This is a genomic window from Mycobacterium hainanense (assembly GCF_041890355.1).
Lineage (GTDB): Bacteria > Actinomycetota > Actinomycetes > Mycobacteriales > Mycobacteriaceae > Mycobacterium > Mycobacterium hainanense.
Genome location: NZ_CP169059.1, coordinates 4,150,818 through 4,174,766 on the forward strand (window position 1 = coordinate 4,150,818; position 23,949 = coordinate 4,174,766).

The 23,949-nt window shown below is 67.9% G+C and carries 23 protein-coding genes; 8 read left to right on the top strand and 15 right to left on the bottom strand.

The window, feature by feature from the left end; all coding sequences use genetic code 11:
* Positions 1-4 precede the first annotated feature (4 nt).
* The gene (fni, locus tag ACEL92_RS19335) at positions 5-1,030 is read right to left on the bottom strand and encodes a type 2 isopentenyl-diphosphate Delta-isomerase (protein ID WP_374026282.1); all 1,026 of its coding nucleotides are present in this window, start codon (positions 1,028-1,030) and stop codon (positions 5-7) included.
* A 313-nt stretch (positions 1,031-1,343) separates the two neighbouring features.
* Here fni and ACEL92_RS19340 point away from each other — a divergent pair, with 313 nt between their 5' ends.
* The 3 genes from ACEL92_RS19340 (at position 1,344) to ACEL92_RS19350 (ending at position 3,830) form a co-directional block, all read left to right on the top strand.
* The gene (locus ACEL92_RS19340; RefSeq protein ID WP_374022289.1) at positions 1,344-1,823 is read left to right on the top strand and encodes a TspO/MBR family protein; all 480 of its coding nucleotides are present in this window, start codon (positions 1,344-1,346) and stop codon (positions 1,821-1,823) included.
* 2 nt (positions 1,824-1,825) lie between these two features.
* Entirely contained in the window at positions 1,826-3,154 is a 1,329-nt protein-coding gene (locus ACEL92_RS19345) for a deoxyribodipyrimidine photo-lyase (RefSeq protein ID WP_374022290.1), read from the top strand.
* A gap of 124 nt (positions 3,155-3,278) precedes the next feature.
* Entirely contained in the window at positions 3,279-3,830 is a 552-nt protein-coding gene (locus ACEL92_RS19350) for a DUF4333 domain-containing protein (RefSeq protein WP_374022291.1), read from the top strand.
* Positions 3,831-4,122: 292 nt separating this feature from the next.
* Here ACEL92_RS19350 and ACEL92_RS19355 read toward each other — a convergent pair whose 3' ends face one another.
* Complete coding sequence (locus ACEL92_RS19355; RefSeq protein WP_374022292.1) at positions 4,123-4,860, bottom strand: acetyltransferase; 738 nt, start codon at positions 4,858-4,860, stop codon at positions 4,123-4,125.
* A gap of 102 nt (positions 4,861-4,962) precedes the next feature.
* Between ACEL92_RS19355 and ACEL92_RS19360 the strand changes: the two genes are divergently transcribed.
* On the top strand, positions 4,963-6,321 hold the full coding sequence (locus ACEL92_RS19360) for a PQQ-binding-like beta-propeller repeat protein (RefSeq protein WP_374022293.1): 1,359 nt from the start codon (positions 4,963-4,965) through the stop codon (positions 6,319-6,321).
* Between the two features lie 18 nt (positions 6,322-6,339).
* Complete coding sequence (locus ACEL92_RS19365; protein ID WP_374022294.1) at positions 6,340-6,726, top strand: DUF6264 family protein; 387 nt, start codon at positions 6,340-6,342, stop codon at positions 6,724-6,726.
* A 56-nt stretch (positions 6,727-6,782) separates the two neighbouring features.
* Here ACEL92_RS19365 and ACEL92_RS19370 read toward each other — a convergent pair whose 3' ends face one another.
* From ACEL92_RS19370 to ctaD, 8 genes are all read right to left on the bottom strand, one after another.
* The gene (locus tag ACEL92_RS19370; protein WP_374022295.1) at positions 6,783-7,466 is read right to left on the bottom strand and encodes an esterase; all 684 of its coding nucleotides are present in this window, start codon (positions 7,464-7,466) and stop codon (positions 6,783-6,785) included.
* A 71-nt stretch (positions 7,467-7,537) separates the two neighbouring features.
* Positions 7,538-8,707 carry a class I SAM-dependent methyltransferase gene (locus ACEL92_RS19375; RefSeq protein ID WP_374026283.1) on the bottom strand — a complete coding sequence of 390 codons (1,170 nt, stop codon included), beginning with the start codon at positions 8,705-8,707 and terminating at the stop codon, positions 7,538-7,540.
* Between the two features lie 29 nt (positions 8,708-8,736).
* Positions 8,737-9,711 (bottom strand): class I SAM-dependent methyltransferase, encoded by a 975-nt coding sequence (locus ACEL92_RS19380; RefSeq protein WP_374022296.1) that lies wholly within the window; start codon positions 9,709-9,711, stop codon positions 8,737-8,739.
* A 10-nt stretch (positions 9,712-9,721) separates the two neighbouring features.
* A complete protein-coding gene (locus ACEL92_RS19385; protein WP_374022297.1) occupies positions 9,722-10,495 on the bottom strand; it encodes an enoyl-CoA hydratase in 774 nt (257 codons plus the stop codon).
* Positions 10,483-11,328, bottom strand: a complete 846-nt coding sequence (locus ACEL92_RS19390) for an NUDIX hydrolase (protein WP_374022298.1) — start codon at positions 11,326-11,328, stop codon at positions 10,483-10,485. Before ACEL92_RS19390 ends, ACEL92_RS19385 begins: the two co-directional genes overlap by 13 nt.
* The gene (locus ACEL92_RS19395) at positions 11,325-12,152 is read right to left on the bottom strand and encodes an ABC transporter ATP-binding protein (protein WP_374026284.1); all 828 of its coding nucleotides are present in this window, start codon (positions 12,150-12,152) and stop codon (positions 11,325-11,327) included. Before ACEL92_RS19395 ends, ACEL92_RS19390 begins: the two co-directional genes overlap by 4 nt.
* A gap of 262 nt (positions 12,153-12,414) precedes the next feature.
* Positions 12,415-13,653 (bottom strand): phosphoserine phosphatase SerB, encoded by a 1,239-nt coding sequence (serB, locus tag ACEL92_RS19400; protein ID WP_374022299.1) that lies wholly within the window; start codon positions 13,651-13,653, stop codon positions 12,415-12,417.
* A gap of 15 nt (positions 13,654-13,668) precedes the next feature.
* A complete protein-coding gene (ctaD, locus tag ACEL92_RS19405; protein WP_374022300.1) occupies positions 13,669-15,429 on the bottom strand; it encodes a cytochrome c oxidase subunit I in 1,761 nt (586 codons plus the stop codon).
* Positions 15,430-15,614: 185 nt separating this feature from the next.
* Between ctaD and ACEL92_RS19410 the strand changes: the two genes are divergently transcribed.
* The gene (locus tag ACEL92_RS19410; RefSeq protein WP_374022301.1) at positions 15,615-16,709 is read left to right on the top strand and encodes an iron-siderophore ABC transporter substrate-binding protein; all 1,095 of its coding nucleotides are present in this window, start codon (positions 15,615-15,617) and stop codon (positions 16,707-16,709) included.
* Between the two features lie 79 nt (positions 16,710-16,788).
* Positions 16,789-17,829, top strand: a complete 1,041-nt coding sequence (locus tag ACEL92_RS19415; RefSeq protein WP_374022302.1) for an NAD(P)-dependent alcohol dehydrogenase — start codon at positions 16,789-16,791, stop codon at positions 17,827-17,829.
* Here the strand turns inward: ACEL92_RS19415 and ACEL92_RS19420 are convergent.
* Positions 17,824-18,261 carry a DUF3349 domain-containing protein gene (locus ACEL92_RS19420; protein ID WP_374022303.1) on the bottom strand — a complete coding sequence of 146 codons (438 nt, stop codon included), beginning with the start codon at positions 18,259-18,261 and terminating at the stop codon, positions 17,824-17,826. The two genes, ACEL92_RS19415 and ACEL92_RS19420, sit on opposite strands and share 6 nt — an antisense overlap.
* A gap of 156 nt (positions 18,262-18,417) precedes the next feature.
* Here ACEL92_RS19420 and ACEL92_RS19425 point away from each other — a divergent pair, with 156 nt between their 5' ends.
* Entirely contained in the window at positions 18,418-18,996 is a 579-nt protein-coding gene (locus ACEL92_RS19425) for a restriction endonuclease (RefSeq protein WP_374022304.1), read from the top strand.
* A 60-nt stretch (positions 18,997-19,056) separates the two neighbouring features.
* On the opposite strand, the gene nrdF is transcribed toward ACEL92_RS19425, so the two are convergent.
* The 4 genes from nrdF to ACEL92_RS19445 form a co-directional block, all read right to left on the bottom strand.
* Positions 19,057-20,031 (bottom strand): class 1b ribonucleoside-diphosphate reductase subunit beta, encoded by a 975-nt coding sequence (nrdF, locus tag ACEL92_RS19430; RefSeq protein WP_374022305.1) that lies wholly within the window; start codon positions 20,029-20,031, stop codon positions 19,057-19,059.
* Between the two features lie 135 nt (positions 20,032-20,166).
* Complete coding sequence (locus tag ACEL92_RS19435; protein ID WP_374022306.1) at positions 20,167-20,358, bottom strand: ferredoxin; 192 nt, start codon at positions 20,356-20,358, stop codon at positions 20,167-20,169.
* A 46-nt stretch (positions 20,359-20,404) separates the two neighbouring features.
* A complete protein-coding gene (locus ACEL92_RS19440; RefSeq protein ID WP_374022307.1) occupies positions 20,405-22,768 on the bottom strand; it encodes a CoA transferase in 2,364 nt (787 codons plus the stop codon).
* Positions 22,769-23,935: a CaiB/BaiF CoA transferase family protein gene (locus ACEL92_RS19445; protein WP_374022308.1), complete on the bottom strand. Its 1,167-nt coding sequence runs from the start codon at positions 23,933-23,935 to the stop codon at positions 22,769-22,771.
* Between the last annotated feature and the right edge of the window lie 14 nt (positions 23,936-23,949).

The window sequence follows — 23,949 nt, forward strand, 5'->3', positions numbered from 1 at the left end:
GCGGCTAGGTGACCGGAGTGAGGTCGACGGCGCGTAGGCCGGCAAGCCTTGCGACGCCACAGCCGTGCAGGCAGACGCGAAGTTCGTCGATGAAGGGCTGCAGCCAATCGACAACGGCCGCAGCCGAATCGATCGCCGCGGGAAGCAGGGGCCGAGCCACCGCCACGACGTCGGCGCCCAAGGCGATCGCCTTCGCGGCATCCATACCGGTACGGATCCCGCCGGAGGCGACCAGCGGAATGTTCGGCAGCACCTCGCGCACCTCCACGATCGCCCTCGCCGTGGGGATGCCCCAGTCAGCCAGATGCGGATAACGCAGCTCGCCGTAGCGGACGAATTGCTCGACCCGCGACCACGAGGTGCCGCCGGCGCCCGCGACGTCTATTCCGGCGACCGGCAGATCCCCCTCGGCCCCAACCAATTCCACGGCGGCCGCCCGGCCGATGCCGTGGCCGACCTCTTTGAGCAGCACAGGGCGATCTATCGTGTCGGCCGCTTCCCGCAGCCGGGCCAACGAACCGGAGAAGTCGGTGTCACCGTTGCGCTGGATCGCTTCCTGCAACGGATTGGTGTGCACCGCAAGCGCATCGGCGCCGACCCGGTCCAGGGCCTTCGCCAGATCGGGCGCGGCGGCCTTGGTCAGTTGGGCCAGGCCAATGTTGCCGAACAGCAAGACATCCGGGGCCACGTCACGGACCGTGAAGCTTCCTGCGGCGCGCTCGCCCAACGCGCTGTCCAGCATGATCCGCTGCGAGCCGAGCATCATCCCGACGCCGAGCTCCTGAGCGGCCGCGGCCAGATTCCTGTTGATGGTTCCCGACAACTCGGCACCGCCGGTCATCGCGCCGATCAGAACCGGGAAGCTCAGGTCCGCACCGAAGAATGTGGTCGACAGGTCGATGTCGTCGAGGCTGGTCTGGGTGAGGGCGTTGTAGGGCAATTGGTAACGCTCCAGCCCGGTGGTCACGTGCTCGTAGTTGACCTGCTCGGCGAGGCACACGTCGATGTGCCGCCGCTTGCGGGTGGTCATCGGCGCCCGATCTGCCGTCACGGCGGGCACCCCGGCGCGACGAAGCCGCACCCGCTCGCATCCATGGTCTCCATAGTGCCCCTTTATTGCGTACCGCCGATGTCCGACGCTGGTCCAGCGGTGCATAATTTCAGTTGATTAATGTTTAATCTACTGAAAGACTTCGCATCGTGGTGTGGGATCGCGTGGCCGCGGCCGTGACGGGACGACGCTGGCGGCTGATCGGGCTGGTCGCCGCCGCGCGAGCCGCCCACGACCCCCCGCAGGCCGCCGCTGCAGCACACGCAGAAGACCAATCGGAACGGAGCATCCCTTGAACAAGTCAACCCTCGCCGCCACCAGCCTCGCCGTCGCCGCCGCCGCGGTGACCGGCAGCGTCGCCAACGCCAAGGCCGCTCCCGCCTGGTACGCGCGGCTACGCAAGCCGCCGTACCAACCACCCAGCGCCGCCTTTCCCGTGGCGTGGACCTCCCTGTACGGCGACATCGCTGTCACGTCGGCGGTGGCCATCGACCGGTTTCGGGCGGCGGGACGCGAGGACGAGGCGCGCCGCTACGCCGCGGCGCTCGGCGTGAACCTCGTGCTCAACGCCGGATGGAGTTGGCTCTTCTTCGGTTTCCACAGACTCGGCGCGTCGGCGGCCGGTGCTGCCGTGCTGACTGCGAGCAGCGTCGACCTCGCGCGGCGGGCCGCGCAGGCCGACCCGCGGGCCGGACTGGCCTTGTCGGCGTACCCGCTGTGGTGTTCCTTCGCGACCGTCCTGGCCACCCACGTTTGGCGGCTGAACCGCTGATCATGCCGACACTTGTGTGGTTTCGTCGCGACCTGCGATTGGGCGACCACCCCGCCCTGAACGCCGCGGCCGGCGCCGGGGAGGTGCTTGCCTGTTTCGTGCTGGACCCGAAGCTCGAGGCGTCCTCCGGCCGGCGCCGACTCCAATTCCTCGGCGACTCGCTGCGGCGGTTGCGTGACGACCTGGACGGCCGGCTCCTGGTGACCCGCGGGCGGCCCGAGGAGCTGATCCCGCGCATCGCCGAGGAGATCGCCGCGTCGGCGGTCCACATCTCCGAAGATTTCGCGCCGTACGGTAAGCGGCGTGACGAAAAGGTCCGTGCAGCACTGGGTTCCGTCCCCTTGGTGGCCACGGGTTCGCCGTACCTGGTTTCGCCTGGCCGTGTCGTCAAGAAGGGCGGCTCGCCCTACCAAGTGTTCACACCGTTTCTGCGCCAATGGCGCGAGTCCGGCTGGCGGGCGCCCGCGAAACCGGCTGCCGGGTCCGCGCACTGGCTCGATCCGGCGCAGCTGCGAGTTGACCGGGTCGAAATTCCCGATCCGGGCGCCGCGCTTGACATCGAGGCGGGCGAGGCGGCGGCACGCAAGCAGTGGAAGTCATTCGTGGACAACGGGTTACAACGATACGCCGAAGAGCGCAACCGCCCCGATCTGCATGGCACCAGCCGCATGTCGGCATACTTGAAGTTCGGCAGCATCCATCCCCGCACCCTGGCCGCCGACCTCGACCTCCGTCACGACGGGGCGCAGGCGTACCTCCGCGAGTTGGCGTTTCGCGATTTTTACGCAGATGTGCTGCATAATTGGCCGGCCAGTGCCTGGCGCAACTGGAACCGTCAGTTCGACGGCATCCGCACCGACACCGGCGCCGAAGCGAAACGCCACTTTGAGTCCTGGAAAGCCGGCGAGACCGGCTTCCCGATGGTGGACGCAGGAATGCGTCAGCTGCGGGAGACGGGTTTCGTGCACAATCGGGTGCGGATGATCGTCGCCTCCTTCCTGGTGAAAGACCTGCACCTGCCGTGGCAGTGGGGCGCCGAGTGGTTCCTGGATCAACTGGTCGACGGTGACATGGCGAACAACCAGCACGGGTGGCAGTGGTGCGCGGGCTGCGGCACCGACGCCGCGCCGTACTTCCGGGTCTTCAACCCGACCACCCAGGGCGAGAAGTTCGATCCGTCCGGGGATTACATCCGGCGGTGGGTGCCCGAGCTGCGCGCCGTGGACGACCCGCACCTACGCAAGGGCGAACGGCCGGCGGGCTACCCCGCCCCGATCGTCGACCACGGCGCCGAACGCGCCGAGGCGCTGCAGCGTTACCAGAGCATCTGAGCCGCGGGGCAGGGCGCCGGAGCGCCGTCGCGCGCGTGAATGTTTGCTGAATTGGCCGCCGGGAGTTGGATGGCATGCAATTATCAGCCGATTCACAGTTGTCAAGCCGCTCGGGAGGCAGTACATGACACCCTTCGTCGTTCGGATGTTGCTGGCCTCCGGTGCCGCCGCGGGGTTGCTGGCCGGCGTGACCGCCTGTTCGTGTTCCGTCGGTTCCTCGCACACGGTCAGCAAGAGCGATGTCGCAGCCCAAATCACCTCGAAGTTGACCGACGCCGCCGGCAACAAGCCCGATTCGGTGAACTGCCCGAACGACCTGCCGGCGAAGGTTGGGGCGCAACTCAATTGCGAGATGAAGGTCAAGAACAAGACCACCAACGTCAACGTGACCGTGACGAGCGTGGACGGCAAGGACGTCAAGTTCGACATGGTCCAAACGGTCGACAAGGACGAGGTTGCCAGCATCATCAGCCACAAGCTGGCCCAGCAGGTGGGCAGAAAGCCGGATGCGGTGACCTGCCCCGACAACCTGAAGGGCGTCCAGGGCGCGACGCTACGCTGCCAACTCGTCGACGGCACCGACAAATACGGCGTCGCGGTGACCGTCACCAGCATCGCCGCCGGCGACGTCAACTTCGACTTCAAGGTCGACGACCACGCCGAACCGGCGTCTTAGCGGCGATCGCAAGCGCGGCGAAGCCGGGCGCCGCGGGTCGCCGCCATGTGCCCAGCGGCGATCGCAAGCGCGGCGAAGCCGGGCGCCGCGGGTCGCCGCCATGTGCCCAGCGGCGATCGCAAGCGCGGCGAAGCCGGGCGCCGCGGGTCGCCGCCATGTGCCCAGCGGCGATCGCAAGCGCGGCGAAGCCGGGCGCCGCGGGTCGCCGCCATGTGCCCAGCGGCGATCGCAAGCGCGGCGAAGCCGGGCGCCGCGGGTCGCCGCCATGTGCCCAGCGGCGATCGCCCACTTTCTAGCGAGATGCCTTTTTGCGTTCGATGTCGGCGAGTGCGGCGGCCAGTTCCGCCCGCTGGGCGGCCGAGCTCTCCCAGGCGAGCTGGCGGTTCTTGACCACCTTGGCCGGCGCGCCCACGGCAATGGAGTAGTCGGGGATCACGCCGCGCACCACCGCGTGCGACCCGAGCACGCAGCCGCGCCCGACGGCGGTGCCGCGCAACACCGTCACCTTCACGCCCACCCACGTGTCGGGCCCGATCCGTACCGGTGACTTCACGATGCCCTGATCCTTGATCGGCAGGGTGATGTCGTCCATGCGGTGGTCGAAGTCGCAGACGTAGCACCAGTCGGCCATCAGCACCGAGTCACCGAGCTCGATGTCGAGGTAGGCATTGATGACGTTGTCGCGGCCCAGCACCACCTTGTCGCCGAACCGCAGCGAGCCTTCGTGGGCGCGAATGGTGTTCTTGTCGCCGATGTGCACCCATCGGCCGATCTCCAGTTGCGCCAGTTCGGGCGTCGCATGGATCTCCACGCCCTTGCCCAGGAACACCATCCCGCGGGTGATGATGTGCGGGTTGGCCAGTTTGAACTTCAGCAGCCGCCAATAGCGCACCAGGTACCACGGTGTATATGCGCGGTTGCGCAGCACCCATCTCAGCGAGGCCATCGTGAGGAACTTGGCCTGGCGCGGGTCCCGCAGATTCGATCCCCGCCAGCGGCGATGGATCGGTGCGCCCCACATGCTCGTCATGGCCGGACAGCCTAGCGCGCGTCTGCGGCGGCCGAGAACGGCGGGCAATCCGCCGGAGCCGAGTCGCCACGGGTTACCCTCACCTGTACTCACTGGCCGCTCATGCCGAACGCCGTGGAAAAGGATCTGGGATTCGAGGTGCGTAACCGACATCTCCCGTGTGCGCTTCGGCGTTGGTCATCCGCGCTGCTGGCGGCCGGGATCACGGTTGGGCTCGGCGGGTGCGCCAACACAGACTCCTGGGTCGAGGCGTCCGCCTCGGCGGGGTGGCCCGCGCAATACGGCGACGCCGCCAACAGCAGCTACACCGGCACCAACGGCGCCAACAAGTTGTCGCTGCGGTGGACGCGCTCGGTCAAGGGCAGCCTGGGCGCGGGCCCGGCGCTCAGCGCGCGCGGCTACCTGGCCCTCAACGCGCAAACCGCGGCGGGATGCTCGCTGATGGAGTGGGAGAACGACAACAACGGACGGCAGCGGTGGTGCGCGCGTCTGTTCCAGGGCGGTGGCTTTGCCGGCCCCCTCTTCGACGGGTTCGACAACCTCTACGTGGGCCAGCCCGGCGCATTCCTCTCCTTCCCGGTGACGCAGTGGACGCGATGGCGGCAGCCGGTGATCGGAATGCCAACCACCCCAAGGTTTCTCGGGCACGGGCAGCTGTTGGTCGCGACGCACCTGGGCCAGGTGCTGGTTTTCGAAGCCCACCGCGGCGCGGTGGTGGGCAGCCCGATGGATCTGGTGGAGGGCGTCGATCCCACCGATGCGACGCGCGGGTTGGGCGATTGCGCGCCGGCCCGGCAGGGCTGCCCGGTGGCCGTCGCGCCCGCGTTCTCGCCGGCCAGCCAGATGGCGGTGCTCGGTGTCTGGCAACCCGGTGCCCCGGCCGCGGGACTGGTCGGGCTGAAGTACCACCCGGGACAGACGCCGCTGCTGTCCCGCGAGTGGACCAGCGACGCCGTCGGGGCCGGCGTCATCGCCAGCCCGGTGTTGTCGGCCGACGGGGCGACCGTCTACGTCAACGGCCGCGACCAACGGCTGTGGGCGTTGCGCGCCGCCGACGGCAAGGCGAAATGGTCGGCGCCGCTGGGGTTCCTGGCACAGACGCCGCCGGCGGTCACCCCCGCGGGCCTCATCGTGTCGGGCGGGGGCCCCGACACCCGGCTGGTGGCGTTCAAGGACGCAGGCGATCACGCGGATCAGGCGTGGCGCCGCGACGACGTCGTCCCGCTGTCCTCGTCGAGCCTGGCCGGGTCCGGCGCGGGCTACACCGTCGTCAGCCAACCCACCACGAACGGCGCGCCCGGCATGGCGCTGCTCGTGTTCGACCCCGGCAACGGTCACACGCAGGGCAGTTATCCCCTTCCGGCCGCCACCGGCTATCCCGTTGGCGTGTCGGTCGGCACCGACCGCCGCGTGGCGGCCGCCACCAGCGACGGCCAGGTGTACGGTTTCGCACCGGCGTGACGGGGACATACTGAGCCCATGCCCGACGACAACGAGATGCAGTCCGCGGTCGCCGCGGACTCCGAGCGGGGCCAACGCCATACGGCGGTGGACCGCACCGCGACCGTGGTGTTGCTCGCCGTGCTGGCTTTCCTGGTCGCGGTCACCATAGGGCTGCTCAGCGTCTACGTCATGGTTACCGACCCGTGCGGCTCCCAGAAGTGCGGCGACCCGGCGTGGATCAACCGCGCCATGGTGCTCGGCATCGGCGGCGGCGTCGTCATCTTCGCCGCCGCCCTGTTCCTCGCGGTCCGCCGCCTCGCCCAGCGCCGGCCCGCCTTCTTCGTCCCGATCATCGGGTGTCTGGCGCAGGTCGCGCTGGCTGCCGGCGCCGTGGCCATGGAGTTTCAGGCCGGCCCCGTCTAGGCGTCGCCGCTGGCGGCGACCCGCTTCGCCCGGCTACGCCGCCCTCGCGATCGCCGCTAGATCGCCAACGGCGGGATGGTATTGCGGGGCACCTGCGCCTGGACCGGCCCGGCGAACGCCGGCAACATCTCGCCGGGCGCGAAATAGAAGATCAGCTCGTCGTCGCCGATGGCGAAGTTCTGGTAATGGGTCGGATCGTGCCCGGTCGACGGCAATATGGCCGCGCCCAGCGGGGTCTGGCGTTCCAGGTCGCGCTGCACGATCGGGAAGATGCTGTCCAGCGGCGTCGTGCCCGGCGCGAACAGATTGTCGAAGGTGATGGGCTGCTGCGTCCCAAGGTTGTAGTTGAAGGCCTTGTACCAGATCGAGGGGTGCGCCCCGCCGAGGTCCTGGAAGAACTTGAGCACCACGCTGCGGGTGTTGTGCGGCGGCTGACCCGAGGTGCGTTGCTCGGTGGTGGCCTCCAATTGGTAGGGCTGGTCGCGGGGCCCCGAACTCTGAGCGACGTTGACGAAGCCGTCGCGGTTCTGCGTAACGTAGTCGGCCAGCGCCTGCTCGTCGGGGTAGTCAGCGGGGAACACCAAATTCAGCGTGTACGTGGGGCCGGTGGCGCGCACGCGGCACATCTGGCCGTCCTCGATGGTGCCGCCCACGCTGGCACACGACGGTGGGGCGGCGACCGCCGGCCAACCCAACAGGGCCGTCGATGCGAGCACGACGGCCGCTATCAGATAACGCATTCTTTTATTGTCCTTGCAGGTGAGGCGCGGGCTGGGCGCCTGGCAGAGCGATCGCACCAGCCTACCCGGCGCTATCGTGACGGACGGCAGACGAAGGCCGTCGCGCGCGCGGCGCCCCCCGAGCCGATGCGGCTGATGACCACCGACAAGGGCCGGTCGCCGCGCGGCCGCATCCGTCGCCGCAGGGCGTCGGGGTCCACCCGCACGCCGCGAACGAGGACCTCCAACGTCCCGCAGTCCAGCGCCGAGAGGGCCCGGCGCAGCCGCCGCTCGTCGAACGCCAGCTGCTCGAGCACCTCGAACCCCCGGACCGCCGGCGGCAGCTCGTCCCCCGACAGGTAGGCGATGTCGGGGTCGAGTTGCCACAGCGCGTGCCGCGCGCCGTAGTGGCGCACCAGCCCGGCCCGGACCACCGCACCGTCGGGGTCGACGATCCACCGCCCGGCCGGCCGCACGGGGCAGTCGTCCGGGTCGGCGTCGGTGATCTGCTCGCCGCGATCGAGGACGCTGGCGCGGCGCCGGACGCCGCGCTGCGCCAGTCCGGGCGACCAGAGGCACGCTTCGCGCACCGCGCCGCGGTAGGACGTCACCTCGATCTCGCCGCGGAAGCCCAGCCGATCCAGCTCGTCGAAATCTATTCCGGGAGCGCACTTTACGACGAGGTCGCGGCCTTGGTAGGTGCCGATCAGGGCGCCCAATGCCGGCCGGTAGTCGTCGAGGCGGAAGCGGCGCTGACCGCCGGCGCGGCGCGCCGGATCCGCGAGCACCGCGGCGTCGCGGGTCACCGGGGCCAGCGCGTCGGCGCGGCAGAGCACGGCGGACTCCCCCAGGTTGTGCCGCGCCATCGCCAGCCGGACCGGATCGAGGTCGCTGCCGAGCGCCCGGACGCCGACGGCGCGCAGCGCGGCGAGCTCGGTGCCGATCGAGCAGGTGGCGTCGTGCACGACGACTCCGGCCTCGGCGAGCCGCCGGGACCGGTGTAGCGCTACCGGCGCGGCGGTGGCCTGCTGCAGCGCCTCGCCGGTGAACAGCCAGCCCGACACCGGGATCCCGGCGCCCAGCCCGCCCAGTTTCTCGGCGGCGCGCCGGCGCAACAACGTGGTCTCCACCAACACCGCCGCCCGGTCCCCGAATCGCGCCCGCGCCGCCGCGACGTCGGCGACGCGGGTCGCGTCCGTCAGCTCGAGCTCGCCGACCGCCGCCAGCGCGGCGGCACCGGACTCCGACCGCAGATAACGGATGCCCTCGGCGGTGAAGGAGAGGCCGTCACTCAGGAGGGCTTGACCCCGGTGATCATCACGTTGTAGAACCAGCCCTTCGGGGCCACGTGCCGCCACACATTCGCATCCAGCCAACTCAGCGTCTTCCAGCTGTTGAACGCGAACTTCGCCCAGCCCCACCCGAGCCGTCCGGGCGGCACCGCGCATTCGAACGTCCGCAGCGGCCACCCCAGCATGGCGGCGGTGAATTCCACTGTGGCCGTTTGGACTTGCGCGGCACCGGCGTTGCCGGCCATCCGCTCCAGGTCGCCCGGCTCGAAGGTGTGCAGGTCGACGACCGCCTCCAGCGCCGCGGCCCGGGAGGATTCGTCGAGTTCGGCCTGCGGCCGCCGCCAGCCATCCAGTCCCGGCAGCTTGGTGACGTTGGTCGCCACGCGCCAGGTCAGGGTGGACAAGGTGCGGGCGTAGGTGTCGCCGACGGTGGTCGGCTCTCCGGCGAACACGAACCGCCCGCCCGGGCGCAGCACCCGGACGACCTCCCGCAGCGCCAGCTCGACGTCGGGGATGTGATGCAGGACGGCGTGCCCGACGACCAGGTCAAAGGTGTTGTCCTCGTAGGGGATTCCCTCGGCGTCGGCGACTCGGCCGTCGATGTCCAGCCCCAGCGACTGCCCGTTGCGGGTGGCCACCTTGACCATCCCGGGTGACAGGTCGGTGACCGATCCGCGACGGGCCACCCCGGACTGGATCAGGTTGAGTAGGAAAAACCCCGTGCCGCAGCCCAATTCGAGGGCCCGGTCATACGGCAGCTCGCGCTGCACCTCGGCGGGAACGATGGCGTCGAAGCAGTCCCTGGCGTAGTCCACGCAGCGCTGGTCGTAAGAGATCGACCACTTCTCGTCGTAGGACTCGGCCTCCCAGTCGTGGTAGAGCACCTGGGCCAGCTTGCTGTCGTGCCGGGCCGCTTCCACCTCTTCGGCCGTGGCATGCGGGTTGGGAACGGCATCGGTCGAACTCGTCGTCATGCAGGGCAGCCTAACGGGCTCCGGGTTCGGAGTCCTCGCCACCGGTCTGACCTGCGGCGAACACGTCGACGTACCGGCGCCGCTCGGCGGCGTCCCGGTCGGCCTGACCCAGCTCGAACACGTCGTTGATGCCCGCTTTCGCGGCGGCCAGCGCGTCTCGCGGGCCGTCGAGGAACCGCCGGGCCCACCCCGCGGCGGCGTCGTAGACGTCGTCGGGTGCCACCATCTCGTCGATCAGGCCCAGCGTCAGCGCCTCCTCGGCGTCGAAGAACCGGCCGCTGAACACCAGTTCCTTGGCCCTGCTCGCCCCGGCCGCGCGGGTCAGGCGGGCCATGCCGTCACCGCCGGGAGTCAGACCCGCCAGGATCTCGGTGGCGCCGAACTTCACGTTGTCGCCGCTGACTCGCCAGTCGGCGGCCAGCGCCAGCGTGAGTCCGGCGCCCAGCGCGTAACCGGTGATGGCGGCCACGGTCGGCTTGGGAATGGCCGCCACGGCGTCGATGGCCTGCTGCCGCGCGCGGGCCGCCGTTTCGGCCTCCGGCGCGCTCAGCGTGCGCAACTCGGGCATGTCGTCGCCCGCCGAGAAGATCTCGTGCCCACCGAACAGGATCACCGCGGCCACGTCGTCGCGCTCCCCCAGCTCGTTGGCTGCGGCCACGATCTCCCGGTAGACCTGCCGGGTCATCGCGTTCGTCGGCGGCCGCGACAGCAGCAGCATGGCCAGCCCGGCGTCCCGCGAGCCGTCGCTGACCACGGTGCTGATGAACTCCCTCAATGCCGCCACCCCATCCCGCCCGCTTCGCGCGCCCGGTGGTAGCGGTCGGAGTCGAAGAACTCGAACACCCAGTTGTCGCCCTGGATCTCCAGGCGCGGCTGGACCGGCACGATCTGCCGCTCGACGGCCAGCACTTCGGCGACGGTGCGCCCGGCCAGCGAATCCAGCTGGGTCCACGTCGGTGGTAGCAGGAAACAGCGCCCGGCGGAGAAGTCGTCGATCGCGGCCCGGGGCGTCGTCCAGCCGGCGCGATCGGATTCGGTGTTCTCACCGTCGGCCCGCTGCCCCGCCGGCAGGGCCCCGACGAAGAAGTAGGTGTCGTAGCGGCGGGTGCGTTCCGCTTCGGGGGTGACCCAATTGGCCCACGGCCGCAGCAGGTCCGAGCGCAGCTCCAGGTTCTCCCGGCGCAGGAAATCCGCGAACGACAAGGTGCCGTCGGCCAGCTCGCGGCGGGCGTCGGCGTACACCGAGGCGTCGCTGACGATACTTTTCGGTGCCGAAACGGCCTGGCCGGCGGGGCCCGCGAACAGCACCCCCGACTCCTCGAACGTCTCCCGGGCCGCGGCGCACACCAGCGCCTCGGCCAGGTCAGGCTCGATGCCGAAGCGCTCCGCCCACCACTGTGGGGGCGGGCCTGCCCACGCAATGTCGGCGTTGCGGTCGCGATCGTCCACGCCGCCACCGGGGAACACCATCGTGCCCGCGGCGAACTCCATCTTGGCGTGCCGGCGCATCAGGAAGACGGCTAGCCCGGTTTGTGAGCCGGCCGGGTCGTCGCGGATCAGCATCACCGTCGCCGCCGGGCGCGGGACGAGCGGGGCCGCTTCGGTCGGTGACGTCATAGCTGCCTCCGGTGGGCCGCGCGGGTGCGGACGCGGCGGGCGAAATAGCGGCCGTCGACGACGTCGAGCGCGATCGACTGGCCGAAGGCGGTGGACAGGTTCTCCGCGGTGAGCACGTCGGTCAGCAACCCGGCGGCGACCGCCTTGCCCTCCGACAGCAGCATGCAGTGGCTGAACCCGGGCGGGATCTCCTCGACATGGTGGGTGACCAGCACCAGCGCCGGGGCGTCGGGATCGGCCGCCAGGTCGGCCAGCCGAGCGACCAGCTCCTCGCGACCGCCCAGGTCCAGCCCGGCGGCGGGCTCGTCGAGCAGCAGCAGCTCGGGATCGGTCATCAGCGCGCGCGCGATCAACACCCGCTTACGCTCCCCCTCGGACAGCGTTCCGTAGCTGCGGTGCGCGAGGTGCTCGGCGCCCAGGCTCTCCAGCATGTCGACGGCCCGGCGGTAGTCGACGTCCTCGTAGCGCTCGCGCCACCGGCCCAGCACCGCGTAACCGGCCGAGACGACCAGGTCGCGCACCACCTCGTCGGTGGGCACCCGCTGCGCCAGGGCCGACGAGCTGAGGCCGATCCGGGAGCGCAGCTCCGAGACGTCAACCCGGCCCATGCGCTCGCCGAGCACGAAGGCGACTCCCGACGACGGGTGCTCGGCCGCCGCCGCGATTCGCAGCAGCGACGTCTTGCCCGCCCCGTTCGGGCCCACGATGACCCAGCGCTCGTCGAGCTCGACCGCCCAATCCAACGGCCCGACGAGCGTGTGTCCGCCGCGGCGCAGCGACACATTCCTGAATTCGATCAGCAGATCGGGGTCGGCTGCCTCGATCGTTTGGTCGGCTCTATCCTCGGATTCTCGCGAATCCTCGGATCTCACCTCCGGCTTCCGTTTTCGGGCACCCGCTCATCGTGCCGTACCGCGGCCGTCCGGCGCTTGCCGGGTCGCCGCTCCGGCGACCAGACGCAAAATCGCACGAAAGTGGCTGAGATCATGCGATTTTGTGTCTGCTGGCGGCGACGCCGCGCTTGCGATCGCTACGGGTCTGATGCGTAGCGACCCGCTGCGCCCGGCTTCGCCGCGCTTGCGATCGCTACGGGTCGGGCGGAATCTCCACCCGGCGGACCTCGCCGGTCACCGCGTCGGCGGCCTCGATCTCGCCCCGGGTCACGCCCAGCAGAAACAGCACCGTGTCGAGGTAAGGGTGGCTCAGCGAGGCGTCGGCCACCTCCCGCAGCGCCGGCTTGGCGTTGAACGCCACGCCCAATCCGGCCGCGGCCAGCATGTCGATGTCGTTGGCGCCGTCACCCACGGCCACGGTCTGCGCCATGGGCACGCCGGCCCGCTGCGCGAAGTCCCGCAATGCCGTGGCCTTGCCGGCGCGGTCGATGATCGGTCCGACGACCCGCCCGGTGAGTTTGCCGTCGACGATCTCCAGCTCATTGGCGGCGACATAGTCCAGCATCAGCTCCTCGGCCAACGGCTCGATGATCCCCCGGAAGCCCCCCGAGACCACACCGCAGTGAAAACCCAAGCGCCGCAACGTGCGCAGCGTGGTCCGGGCCCCGGGCATCAGCTCCAGCTGCTCGGCGACCTCGTCGATCACGCTGGCGGGCAGGCCGGCCAGCGTTGCAACCCGCTGTTCGAGCGACTGCGCGAAGTCCAGCTCGCCCCGCATGGCCGCCTCGGTGATGGCGGCGACCTTGCCCTCGGCGCCCGCGCGGGCGGCCAGCATCTCGATGACCTCGCCTTGCACCAGCGTCGAGTCCACGTCGAACACGATCAGCCGTTTGGCCCGCCGCTCCAGGGAGTAGTCCTCGACCGCCACGTCCACCCGTTCCTCGGCGGCCACCTGGTTCAGGGCCGTCCGCAGCGCGGCATCCGACCCCGGCGGCACCGACACCCGCAACTCGAGGCCGGTCACCGGGTAGTCGGAGACCCCGCGGATGAGGTCGATGTTGACCCCCAGGGCCGCAACCGCCCGGGCCACCGCGCCGAACGCCCCGGCGGTGATCGGCCGGCCGAGCACGAAGATGGTGTGGGTCGACGGCTCCCGGATGATCGGCACGTCGTCACTGCGCTCGATGCTGACGTCGAGGCCCACCCCGCGGATCGCCGATTCGACGTCACGGCGCAGCTCGAGGCCGTCGGCGACGTCGGCGGGACAGCACACCAGCACGCCCAGGGTCAGGCGGTGCCGAATCACCACCTGTTCGACGTTGAGCAGCTCGACGCCGTGCCGGGAGAGCGCCTCGAACAGGGCCGACGTGACGCCCGGTTGGTCCACTCCGGTGACGGTGATCAGCACCGACACCTTCGGTGGTGAATTCACCTGCGGCTACCGCCGCTACTGGTCAGGAGTCGAGCGATCGGCTTCGGTCCGGGGACCGAAGCCCTTGGGCGATTCCAGCGCTGTGGCGTGGCGTCCCACGTGCGCCTCGGCGCGCAGCCGCTCCACCATGTGCGGGTAGTGCAGCTCGAAAGCCGGGCGCTCCGAACGGATTCGGGGCAGCTCGGTGAAGTTGTGCCGCGGCGGCGGGCAGCTGGTGGCCCACTCCAGGGAGTTGCCGTAGCCCCACGGGTCGTCGACGGTCACGACCTCGCCGTAGCGCCAGCTCTTGAAGACGTTCCAGACGAACGGGAACATCGACGCGCCCAGGATGAAGGCGCCGACAGTGGAGACGATGTTGTACGGCTGGAAGCCGTCCGACGGCAGGTAGTCGGCGTAGCGGCGCGGCATGCCCAAGTCACCCAGCCAGTGCTGCACCAGGAAGGTGGTGTGGAACCCGATGAAGGTCAGCCAGAAGTGCAGCTTGCCCAGCCGCTCGTCGAGCAGCCGGCCGGTCATCTTGGGGAACCAGAAGTAGACGCCGGCGAAGGTGGCGAACACGATCGTGCCGAACAGCACGTAGTGGAAGTGCGCGACCACGAAGTAGGTGTCGGTGACGTGGAAGTCCAGCGGCGGGCTGGCCAGCATCACTCCGGTCAGACCGCCCAGCAGGAAGGTCACCAGGAAGCCCACCGAGAACAGCATCGGTGTCTCGAAGGTGATTTGCCCCTTCCACATCGTGCCGATCCAGTTGAAGAACTTGATCCCGGTCGGCACCGCGATCAGATACGTCATGAACGAAAAGAACGGCAGCAGAACGGCTCCGGTGGCGAACATGTGGTGCGCCCACACCGCCACCGACAGCGCGGCGATGGACAGCGTCGCGTAAACCAAGGTGGTGTAACCGAAGACGGGCTTGCGGGAGAACACCGGGATGATCTCGGTGATAATCCCGAAGAACGGCAACGCGATGATGTAGACCTCGGGATGGCCGAAGAACCAGAACAGGTGCTGCCACAGCAGGACCCCGCCGTTGGCGGCGTCATAGACGTGCGCCCCTAGATGCCGATCGGCGGCCAGGCCGAACAGCGCGGCGGTCAGGATCGGGAACGCGACCAGGATCAGGATCGATGTCACCATGATGTTCCAGGTGAAGATCGGCATCCGGAACATCGTCATGCCGGGCGCGCGCATGCACACCACGGTGGTGATCATGTTGACCGCACCCAAGATGGTGCCCAGACCGGCGACGATCAGGCCGGTGATCCACAGGTCTCCCCCGGCGCCCGGAGAGTGGACGGCGTCGGAGAGCGGCGTGTAAGCCGTCCAGCCGAAGTCGGCCGCGCCACCGGGGACGATGAAGCCGGCCGACGCGGTCAGGCCGCCAAAGAGGAACAGCCAGAATGAGAACGCGTTGAGGCGCGGGAACGCCACGTCGGGAGCGCCGATCTGCAGCGGCAACACCAGGTTGGCGAACCCGAACACCACCGGCGTCGCGTACAGCAGCAGCATGATCGTGCCGTGCATCGTGAACAGCTGGTTGTACTGCTCATTGGACAGGAACTGCAGTCCCGGTGCGGCCAGCTCGGTGCGCATCAACAGGGCCATCAGCCCGCCGATGAAGAAGAAGACGAAGCAGGTGACCGTGTACATGATGCCGATCATCTTGTGATCGGTGGTCGTGATCAGTTTGTAGACGAGGTTCCCTTTGGGACCGGTCCGGTCCGGGTACGGGCGAACGGCCTCGAGTTCTCCCAAGGGGGGCGCTTCGGCTGTCAACAGCTTCTCCAAACAGTTAGGACAAGGGCCCAAAAACAGAGCTGACACGAATCTTAACCGCCGATCATGGCGCCGTCAGGGCTGGTCCTACAAACTGTCGTAAACGGCTCGGCGGTGCGGCGTGTCGTTTCGGCGTGCCGGGCGCGGGGCCCGCGGGTGTTAGCGTCTGACGCGTGCTTTTCGGCATGACCAAAACCGCTTTCCGACCCGCCGTCGCCGCGCTCGCGGCGGCGGTCGCCGTGACGTGCGGCGGCTGCGGATCCGGCAAGCCGGGCACCCAGGCGACGACTCCCGCCCTGGTCACCCCCACCACGCAGATCGCGGGCGCCGGGGTACTCGGCAACGACCGCCGACCGGACGACTCGTGCGCGCGGGATGCCGCGGCGGCCGACCCCGGGCCGAAGACGCGGCAGGCCCACAACGCGGCCGGGGTCACACCGGGCGAGGTCCAGGTTCCGGCGGATCCGCAACGCATCGTGGTGCTGTCCGGCGACCAGCTCGACGCATTGTGCGCGCTCGGCCTGCAGTCGCGGGTGGTCGCCGCAGCCCTGCCGGACGGATCCTCGAGCCAGCCCGCCTACCTGGGCAATGCCGTGCATTCGATCCCCGGCGTCGGCACCCGCAGCAACCCCGACCTCGGCGGGATCGCGGCGAAACACCCCGACCTGATCCTGGGCTCGCAGGGGCTGACACCCACGTTGTATCCCCAGCTCGCCGCGATCGCTCCGACGATGTTCACCGCGGCGCCCGGGGCGGCGTGGCAGGACAACCTGCGCGGCGTGGGCTCCGCGACGTCGCGCGGCGGCGCGGCGGACGCGCTGCTCAACGGTTTTTCGCAGCGGGCGAGCGACATCGGCGCCCGGCATGACGCCTCCCATTTCCAGGCGTCCATCGTGCAGCTGACCACCGACACGATCCGCGTCTTCGGCGCCAACAACTTCCCGGCCAGCGCCCTCGGCGCGGTCGGGGTGGACCGGCCGGCCGCTCAACGGTTCACGGATAAGCCGTACATCGAGATCCGCGCCACCGACGACGACCTCGCCAAGAATCCGGACCTGTCCGCCGCCGACGCCGACGTCATCTACGTGTCGTGTGCGTCACCGGCTGCCGCCCAGCGGGCCGCCACCGTGCTGGACAGCAATCCGTGGCGCAAGCTTTCCGCCAACCATGACAATCGCGTCTACGTCGTCAACGACGAGGTCTGGCAGTCCGGCGAGGGCCTGGTCGCCGCCCGCGGAATCGTCGACGACCTGCGGCTGGTGAACGCCCCGATCAACTAGCCGCCCTTCGCCAAGTGGCCCCAAAACCTTACCTTAGCTAAACTTCTTCAGGACGCATCGAACTCGAAGAGGAAGATCAATGAGCACTGTTTCGGCGTATGCCGCCGCGTCGGCAACCGAACCACTGACCAAGACCACCATCACCCGCCGCGAGCCTGGCCCGCACGACGTGGCGATCGACATCAAATTCGCCGGCATCTGCCACTCGGACATCCACACCGTCAGGGGCGAGTGGGGCGAACCGCACTACCCGCTGGTTGTCGGCCACGAGATCGCCGGCGTGGTGACCGCCGTCGGCCCGGAGGTCACCAAGCACAAGGTGGGCGACCGCGTCGGCGTCGGCTGCATGGTGGGCTCCTGCCGCGAATGCCGCAGCTGCCGCGCCGGGCTCGAGCAGTACTGCGAACGGGGCATGGTCGGCACCTACAACGCCATCGACCGGGACGGCACCGTGACGCAGGGCGGCTACAGCCAAGCGATCGTCGTCGACGAAAACTACGTCGTGCACATCCCCGACTCCCTGCCGCTGGACAAGGCGGCGCCGCTGCTGTGCGCGGGCATCACGCTCTTCTCGCCGCTGCGGCACTGGAAGGCCGGCGAGGGTACCCGCCTGGCGATCATCGGCCTGGGCGGGCTGGGACACATGGGCGTCAAACTGGGGGCCGCGATGGGCGCCCACGTGACCGTGCTGTCGCAGTCGCTGAAGAAGATGGAGGACGGGCTGCGGCTGGGGGCCAGCGAGTACTACGCCACCGCCGATCGCGACACGTTCGCCAATTTGCGCGGCAGCTTCGACCTCATCCTCAACACCGTCTCGGCCAACCTGGACATGGGCGACTACCTGAAGCTGCTCGACGTCGACGGCACGCTGGTGGAGCTCGGCATCCCCGAGCACCCCATGGAGGTGCCGGCGTTCGCGCTCGCACTGGCGCGCCGCAGCCTCTCCGGGTCGAACATCGGCGGGATCGCCGAAACCCAGGAGATGCTGGACTTCTGCGCCGAACACGATGTGACGCCGGAAATCGAGTTGATCGAGCCCGATTACATCAACGAGGCGTACGAGCGAGTGCTGGCGAGCGACGTTCGCTACCGCTTCGTCATCGACATCTCGAAGCTATGAGGCGACCTCTGACGGCGCGTCGGGGGCGCAGTCGCGGGCGATGACCTCGGCCGCCTCCGCGTGCTCGTCGTCGGGAACGACCTCGCTGACGTCGATGCCGGCCAGCGGCCATCCCGCCGCGGCCAGCGTCGCGGCCACCCGGATGACGTTCTCCTTGCCGGCGTCGAACTGCGTCATGTCCGAGATGAATTCGGCGATCTCGTCGCGATTGATCGGATGATCGATCGTCTCCGGTGACCCTTCCTTGTCGGTGATGTTGCGCACCACCTCCCGGATCTGGTCTTCGGTGAGCGGTGTGCTGCGGAGCAGGGCCAACAACGGCACGCGGTCCGGGCCGGGAACTCCGTCCGGGTAGCCGACCTGCAGCCACCGAATCACTGAACGGCAGAAGTGGTGGCGGTGATCCTTCTCGGGCGAGGCGGGTTTCGTCACCAGAACAGTGTCGGGCAGCGTCAGCACCCGCGCTAGCGAGCCGTCCCCGGATCCCCACTATTCACATGCCGTTCATGGCCCCAACATCTGCGCGTCGGGCGCGGCGCCTGCGGTTAATGACCAGGTTTTGTCGTCGGGGCTCCCTACGATCGAGGCGTGCTCACCGCGGTCGTCGTCATCCCCCTCGCCTGCGGGCTGTTCGTCGGCGTCCTCGAGCACAGTCCCGGGACGGGGTTCCTGGCGTTCTACCTGATGCTGCTGCTCGAGGTGCTCGTCGGCTGGTCGACCAAGCGCCGATGGCCGCGCGGCGGGCGCGCCGACGACACGATGCGGGCGATCGACGCGATGGACGGGGTCGAGTTCGAGGGCTATGTGGCCGCGCGCCTGCGCCGGGCGGGCTGGCGGGTGGCGTTCACCCCGCCGGTCGGGGACTACGGTGTCGACCTGATCGCCGAACAGGACGGCCACTCGGTGGCGGTCCAGTGCAAGCGCTACGGCAAATCGGTGGGCGTCGCGGCCGTCCAGCAGGTGGTCTCCGGCGCCCGCCACCATGGGTGCGCCAGGAGCATCGTCGTGAGCAATCAGGAATTCACAAGAGCCGCAAAGCAATTGGCGCACACCCATGGCTGCCAGTTGATCGGCCGCAAGGTCCTGCAGGCCTGGGTGCCGCCACCCGCGGGGAGGGCGAAGAGCGCGTCGGGAAGAAAATCGGCTCAGCCGGTGTCTGAACAGTAGATCGGGCCGGCCCCAGTCCCTCCCCCCCGACGTGTGTGGCCGGCCCGATTCTGAAATCTTCTAGAAGTCCCAGTCCTCGTCCTCGGTGACGACGGCTTTGCCGATCACGTACGACGAGCCGGAGCCGGAGAAGAAGTCGTGGTTCTCGTCGGCGTTGGGCGACAGCGCCGACAGGATCGCCGGGTTCACGTCCGTCTCGTCGCGGGGGAACAGCGCCTCGTAGCCGAGGTTCATCAGCGCCTTGTTGGCGTTGTAGCGCAGGAACTTCTTGACGTCCTCGGTCAGCCCGACCTGGTCGTAGAGGTCCTGGGTGTACTCCACCTCGTTGTCGTAGAGCTCGAACAGCAGCTCGTAGGTGTAGTCCTTGAGTTCGGCGCGCTTGTCCTCGTCGACCAGCGCCAGCCCACGCTGGTACTTGTAGCCGATGTAGTAGCCGTGCACGGCCTCGTCGCGGATGATCAGCCGGATCATGTCGGCGGTGTTGGTCAGCTTGGCCCGGCTCGACCAATACATCGGCAGGTAGAAGCCGGAGTAGAACAGGAAGCTTTCCAGCAGCGTGGAGGCCACCTTGCGCTTGAGCGGCTCGTCGCCCTTGTAGTACTGCATGACGATCTCGGCCTTGCGCTGCAGGTTGGGGTTCTCCTCCGACCAGCGGAACGCGTCGTCGATCTCGGCGGTCGAACACAGGGTGGAAAAGATGTTGCTGTAGCTGCGGGCGTGCACCGACTCCATGAAGGCGATGTTGGTGTAGACGGCCTCCTCGTGCGGGGTCAGCGCGTCGGGAATGAGGCTGACCGCGCCGACCGTGCCCTGGATGGTGTCCAGCAGCGTCAGCCCGGTGAAGACCCGCATGGTCAGCTGCTTCTCGCCGGCCGTCAGCGTCGCCCACGACGGCAGGTCGTTGGACACCGGCACCTTCTCCGGCAGCCAGAAGTTTCCGGTCAGCCGGTCCCAGACCTCGGCGTCCTTTTCGTCCTGCAGCCGGTTCCAGTTGATCGCCGAAACGCGGTCAATCAGCTTCATGTTTTCGGTCACCAGAACCCCACTTCACACGCCGTATTCTCTGAGGGACGTCAGGCTCCAGACACTACCCCTGGGGGGCGACAACCCGGAGCAACACAAGAACTTGTGTTCGCGTGTCGCGAACTCCAGCTTAGGCCGAAACCGGGATCATTCGTCGACACTGATCGCACGCTCAGGGCAGTTCGCAATCGCCATCAGCACTTTGTCTTCCCATTGCGGCGGGATGTTGTCGACACGGACGAATGCCTTGGCGTCGTCATCAACGTCGAAGATGTCGGGGTGCGCCAGTGCGCACCGGCTGTGGCCCTGACAAGCTTCGAGGTCTATCCGTAAACGCATCGTTTCCTCTTCCCTGCAATCGAAGTCATGAGCCTTGAGCGCCCGCCTAATCCATGCCCTTCAGCCGGGTCCCGATGACAGATTCAGCGGTAAGCGCCTCGATCGCGGATTCGTCCAATCCGAGCACTCCGGTCAAGATGATCTCGTTGTGCTCTCCGACGGTCGGCGCTGGGGACCGACACCATCGATCGACACCGCGGAATCGGAACGGCAGGGTCGGCACCTGGTGCGGACCGACGATCGAGTGATCCAACTGTTCGAAGTAGCCGCGCGCGACCAGCTGCGGGTGTCGAGGGCTGAGCCGAGCGTCACAAAGCGCTGAGGCAGGAACCCCGCAAGCCGACAAGACGGCGGCCGCCTCGGCGCTCTTCTGTCCAGACGCCCACTGCTCCAGCTGGGCGTCGATCAAATCGTGCGCATGCCAGCGCCCTTCGTGCGTGTCAAGCGAGGGATCGTTCGCCCAGCCTGGCCGGCCGAGCACCGTTTTCAACGCTGACCATTGCTCGTCAGACGCAATGGAGAGTGCCAACCACTCTTCCTCTCCGCGGCATGGGTACAGACCCTGAGGCGCCGCATCCCTGCTCCGATTGCCCAATCGCGACAGGACGGTGCCGTACGCGGTGTACTCGATCGCTTGCTCCGACGCGGCGTTCAGTGCCGCCTCGACCATCGATACTTCGATGAAAGAGCCCTGACCCGTATGCTCGCGCCGGCTCAGGCCGACAAGCATCGCAAAAGCGGAATGCATACCCGCCAACGGGTCGCATGGGCCGCGCGGGATCCGGGGCTGGTCATACTCGTGGCCTGTCACCCAGGCCATGCCTGTCATCTGTTCCATTGTTTGGGCGAAACCGACGTTGTTCCGCCACGGTCCGTCCAGACCGAAGGCGGGCATGCGGGTCATGATCAGTCGCGAGTTGACGGCACTCAGTGCTTCCCAGGTGATGCCGAAATTCTCGAAGACGCGCGGTGAGAAATTCTCCACTACCAGATCGACTTGCTCGATGAGCCGGAAGAACAACTCTCGGCCTTTCGGTGCTGAAAGGTCGAGCGTCAAACCCCTCTTGTTGGTGTTGGTGGCCAAGAACATGGCCGAGCGTTCCCACCAATTGGGTTGGTCGACGAATGGTGCGGCCGTCATCCTTGCGCCGTCGGGGTGCTGGATTGACTCGAGGTGGATCACGTCCGCGCCCAATGCGGCGAGGATGTGAGTGGATGAGGGGCCAGCCCACCAAGCGGTCGCGTCGATGACCCGGATGCCCGCCAAGGGAAGGCTTCCATCTGGTTGCCTGATGTGAGATTCCCTTGGGTTTGTCGCAAAGTCAGCGGCATCATGTTCTCCGAGTCGCGGCGCTGCCTTGGGCGTGCTACCCGGCCTCATCCCGGCGATTCGATAAGGCGGAAGCGGATGGGTGTACGAGCCGTCAGCGCTGATGCTCCAGACGCCGCGCGCGTTGAAATGTGGGTGGTCTAGAACGGTCTGTCCGTTGTTGACCTGCGCGACTGGAATCCGAAGTTGCGAGGCGAGCTCCACGATCTCATCCGTGGTGTGCCGAGTGGTCCAGTCATGCACGATCTTGTTCCACTCCTCCATTCGCTCGTACCGCGTAGAGGCCAGGGCCCAGGCCGCGTCCTGCTCGAGGAGGTCTTCACGCTCGATCATCAACAGAAAGGACTCGAACTGCTGACGGGTGTTGGTGTTGAACCCAACCCAACCGTCAGCCGTCGGCTCGATTGAGGGCAGTTCGGTCATCCGCGCTGGACCTGATATTGGTGGACTGCCGGCAAGTGCGTAGTACAAGTCGATGAAGCCACTCGCGCTGAGGTGGCACGCTTCCAGCAACGAACAGTCGATGACCTCGCCACCGCCACCAGCCCGGGCGCGGAGGAAGGCGGCCAGCGCACCGACCGCCGCGTAACTGCCGAGGACCCACTCGAATACGCGGCCACCAGCCTGTAAGGGAGGCTGGTCCGGCCGGGCGCGCAGACCCATAGTTCCGCTCTCGGCCTGCAGCGTGAACTCGGTCGCCGGCTTGTCGCGACACGGACCGGTCAGGCCAAATGGCGACATCACTACAATCACCAAATCGGGTGAAAGGTCGAGCAATTGGTCGTGGTCGATGCCGCCGCAGGCCCCGGAATCGATAACTATGTCAGCTCCAGCGATCAAATCGTCGACATGCGCCTCGCCGTAAACTCCGATGGCCGAACGCTTCCCGGCGTTGAGGAATTTGAACAGAGCCCCGTCGTCATCCGCGCGCCGCCCCGTTCCTCTGCGACGGAACCGATCGCCGCCCGGCGGTTCGACCTTGATCACGTCCCCGCCGACATCCACGAAGAGTTTGCCGCAATAAGGCCCGGCGATTTCGTCGGCGATCTCGACGATCCGCACACCTTCGAGGATGTTCATTCAGATCACTCCGTCGCGGCGCAGCACGGCCAGTTCCGTTTCGTCGCATCCAGCCAGTGTCGTGAGCACCTGATCGGTATCTGCCCCGACTGCCGGCGGAAGGGCTGCGGGGAACGGGCGGTCCGGCTTGGTCTTAATGGGAACTGCGATGAGTCGCAACGACGGCCGACCCTCAGCGTGCCTTTCATAGACCATCGCGCGCGCTTTGACGTGGTCGTCGTCGAGTAGGTCGCCGCCTTCGAAGGCCGGAGCGCCAGCGATGTCAGCGGTGATGAAGAAGTCGGTCCACTCTCGACGACTGCGGCCCTTGAAGATTGCGGTGAGTTCACGGCGCAGGTCTTCGTCGGCATGCGGATCGTCGCCGAAACGAGCCTGTCCGAGCTCGTAAAGATCCATTCGGTCTACGGCTTCGCAAAACCTATGCCAGAACTTGTCTTCCAGTGCGTTGAACACCACGTAGTTGCCATCGCCGGTCTCGTAGTACTGGTACCGCAGGGAAGCTTGCGGGCCGTCCGCGTATCCGAACATGTCGTTGGCCAGTGCCGTCAGTTTCTGGAAGTTCCATGCGATGGCGGCGTCGACTTGAGCGACCTCAACGTATTGCGGCTGCCCGTCGCGGCGCGCGCTGTGTAATGCCGCAAGTACCGCCATCGCGGCGTAGAGGGGGCCGGCCAACACACCCGTGGTGCCGCTGGCACCGGCCGAGAGGCGCGGTGTTCCGTCGGCCTGGATCACGGGCGGATTCAGGCCGGCAAAGCAGTCGAACGACAGTCCATGCGTTGGAAGCTTCGCGTACGGGCCGTAGCTGCCCATTCCGTTGAGGCTGCAGTAGACGATTGTCGGGTTGACTTCGACGACGTCGTCATAGCCAAGGCCGAGTCGCTCGGCCGCACCCGCGCGCAGCCCGTCGATCACCACGGTGGCGTCGGCGGCAAGCCGGCGAAAGATCGCTACCCCCTTCTCCGATTTCAAGTTGAGCGTGACGCTCTTTTTCCCCCGGTTCCACTGGAGGTTTTGCACGTTGTCGGGCGGAAAGAGCTCGCCGCGAAACCCGCCGCCCCCGGGCGGTTCGATCTTTATCACTTCCGCACCGAGATCGGCGAGATGTCCGCCGAGCGCATCGGGCGAGAAGAGGGATAGCTCGAGCACTCGAACATCGTCCAGCACGACAGTTCACCTCT

What these genes read in the sequence shown, in the direction of transcription:
- fni (WP_374026282.1), bottom strand. Translation starts at nt 1,030, where the DNA reads ATGACCACCCGCAAGCGGCGGCACATCGACGTGTGCCTCGCCGAGCAG.
- ACEL92_RS19345 (WP_374022290.1), top strand. Translation starts at nt 1,826, where the DNA reads ATGCCGACACTTGTGTGGTTTCGTCGCGACCTGCGATTGGGCGACCAC.
- ACEL92_RS19350 (WP_374022291.1), top strand. Translation starts at nt 3,279, where the DNA reads ATGACACCCTTCGTCGTTCGGATGTTGCTGGCCTCCGGTGCCGCCGCG.
- ACEL92_RS19355 (WP_374022292.1), bottom strand. Translation starts at nt 4,860, where the DNA reads ATGACGAGCATGTGGGGCGCACCGATCCATCGCCGCTGGCGGGGATCG.
- ACEL92_RS19360 (WP_374022293.1), top strand. Translation starts at nt 4,963, where the DNA reads ATGCCGAACGCCGTGGAAAAGGATCTGGGATTCGAGGTGCGTAACCGA.
- ACEL92_RS19365 (WP_374022294.1), top strand. Translation starts at nt 6,340, where the DNA reads ATGCCCGACGACAACGAGATGCAGTCCGCGGTCGCCGCGGACTCCGAG.
- ACEL92_RS19370 (WP_374022295.1), bottom strand. Translation starts at nt 7,466, where the DNA reads ATGCGTTATCTGATAGCGGCCGTCGTGCTCGCATCGACGGCCCTGTTG.
- ACEL92_RS19380 (WP_374022296.1), bottom strand. Translation starts at nt 9,711, where the DNA reads ATGACGACGAGTTCGACCGATGCCGTTCCCAACCCGCATGCCACGGCC.
- ACEL92_RS19390 (WP_374022298.1), bottom strand. Translation starts at nt 11,328, where the DNA reads ATGACGTCACCGACCGAAGCGGCCCCGCTCGTCCCGCGCCCGGCGGCG.
- ACEL92_RS19410 (WP_374022301.1), top strand. Translation starts at nt 15,615, where the DNA reads ATGACCAAAACCGCTTTCCGACCCGCCGTCGCCGCGCTCGCGGCGGCG.
- ACEL92_RS19415 (WP_374022302.1), top strand. Translation starts at nt 16,789, where the DNA reads ATGAGCACTGTTTCGGCGTATGCCGCCGCGTCGGCAACCGAACCACTG.
- ACEL92_RS19435 (WP_374022306.1), bottom strand. Translation starts at nt 20,358, where the DNA reads ATGCGTTTACGGATAGACCTCGAAGCTTGTCAGGGCCACAGCCGGTGC.
- ACEL92_RS19440 (WP_374022307.1), bottom strand. Translation starts at nt 22,768, where the DNA reads ATGAACATCCTCGAAGGTGTGCGGATCGTCGAGATCGCCGACGAAATC.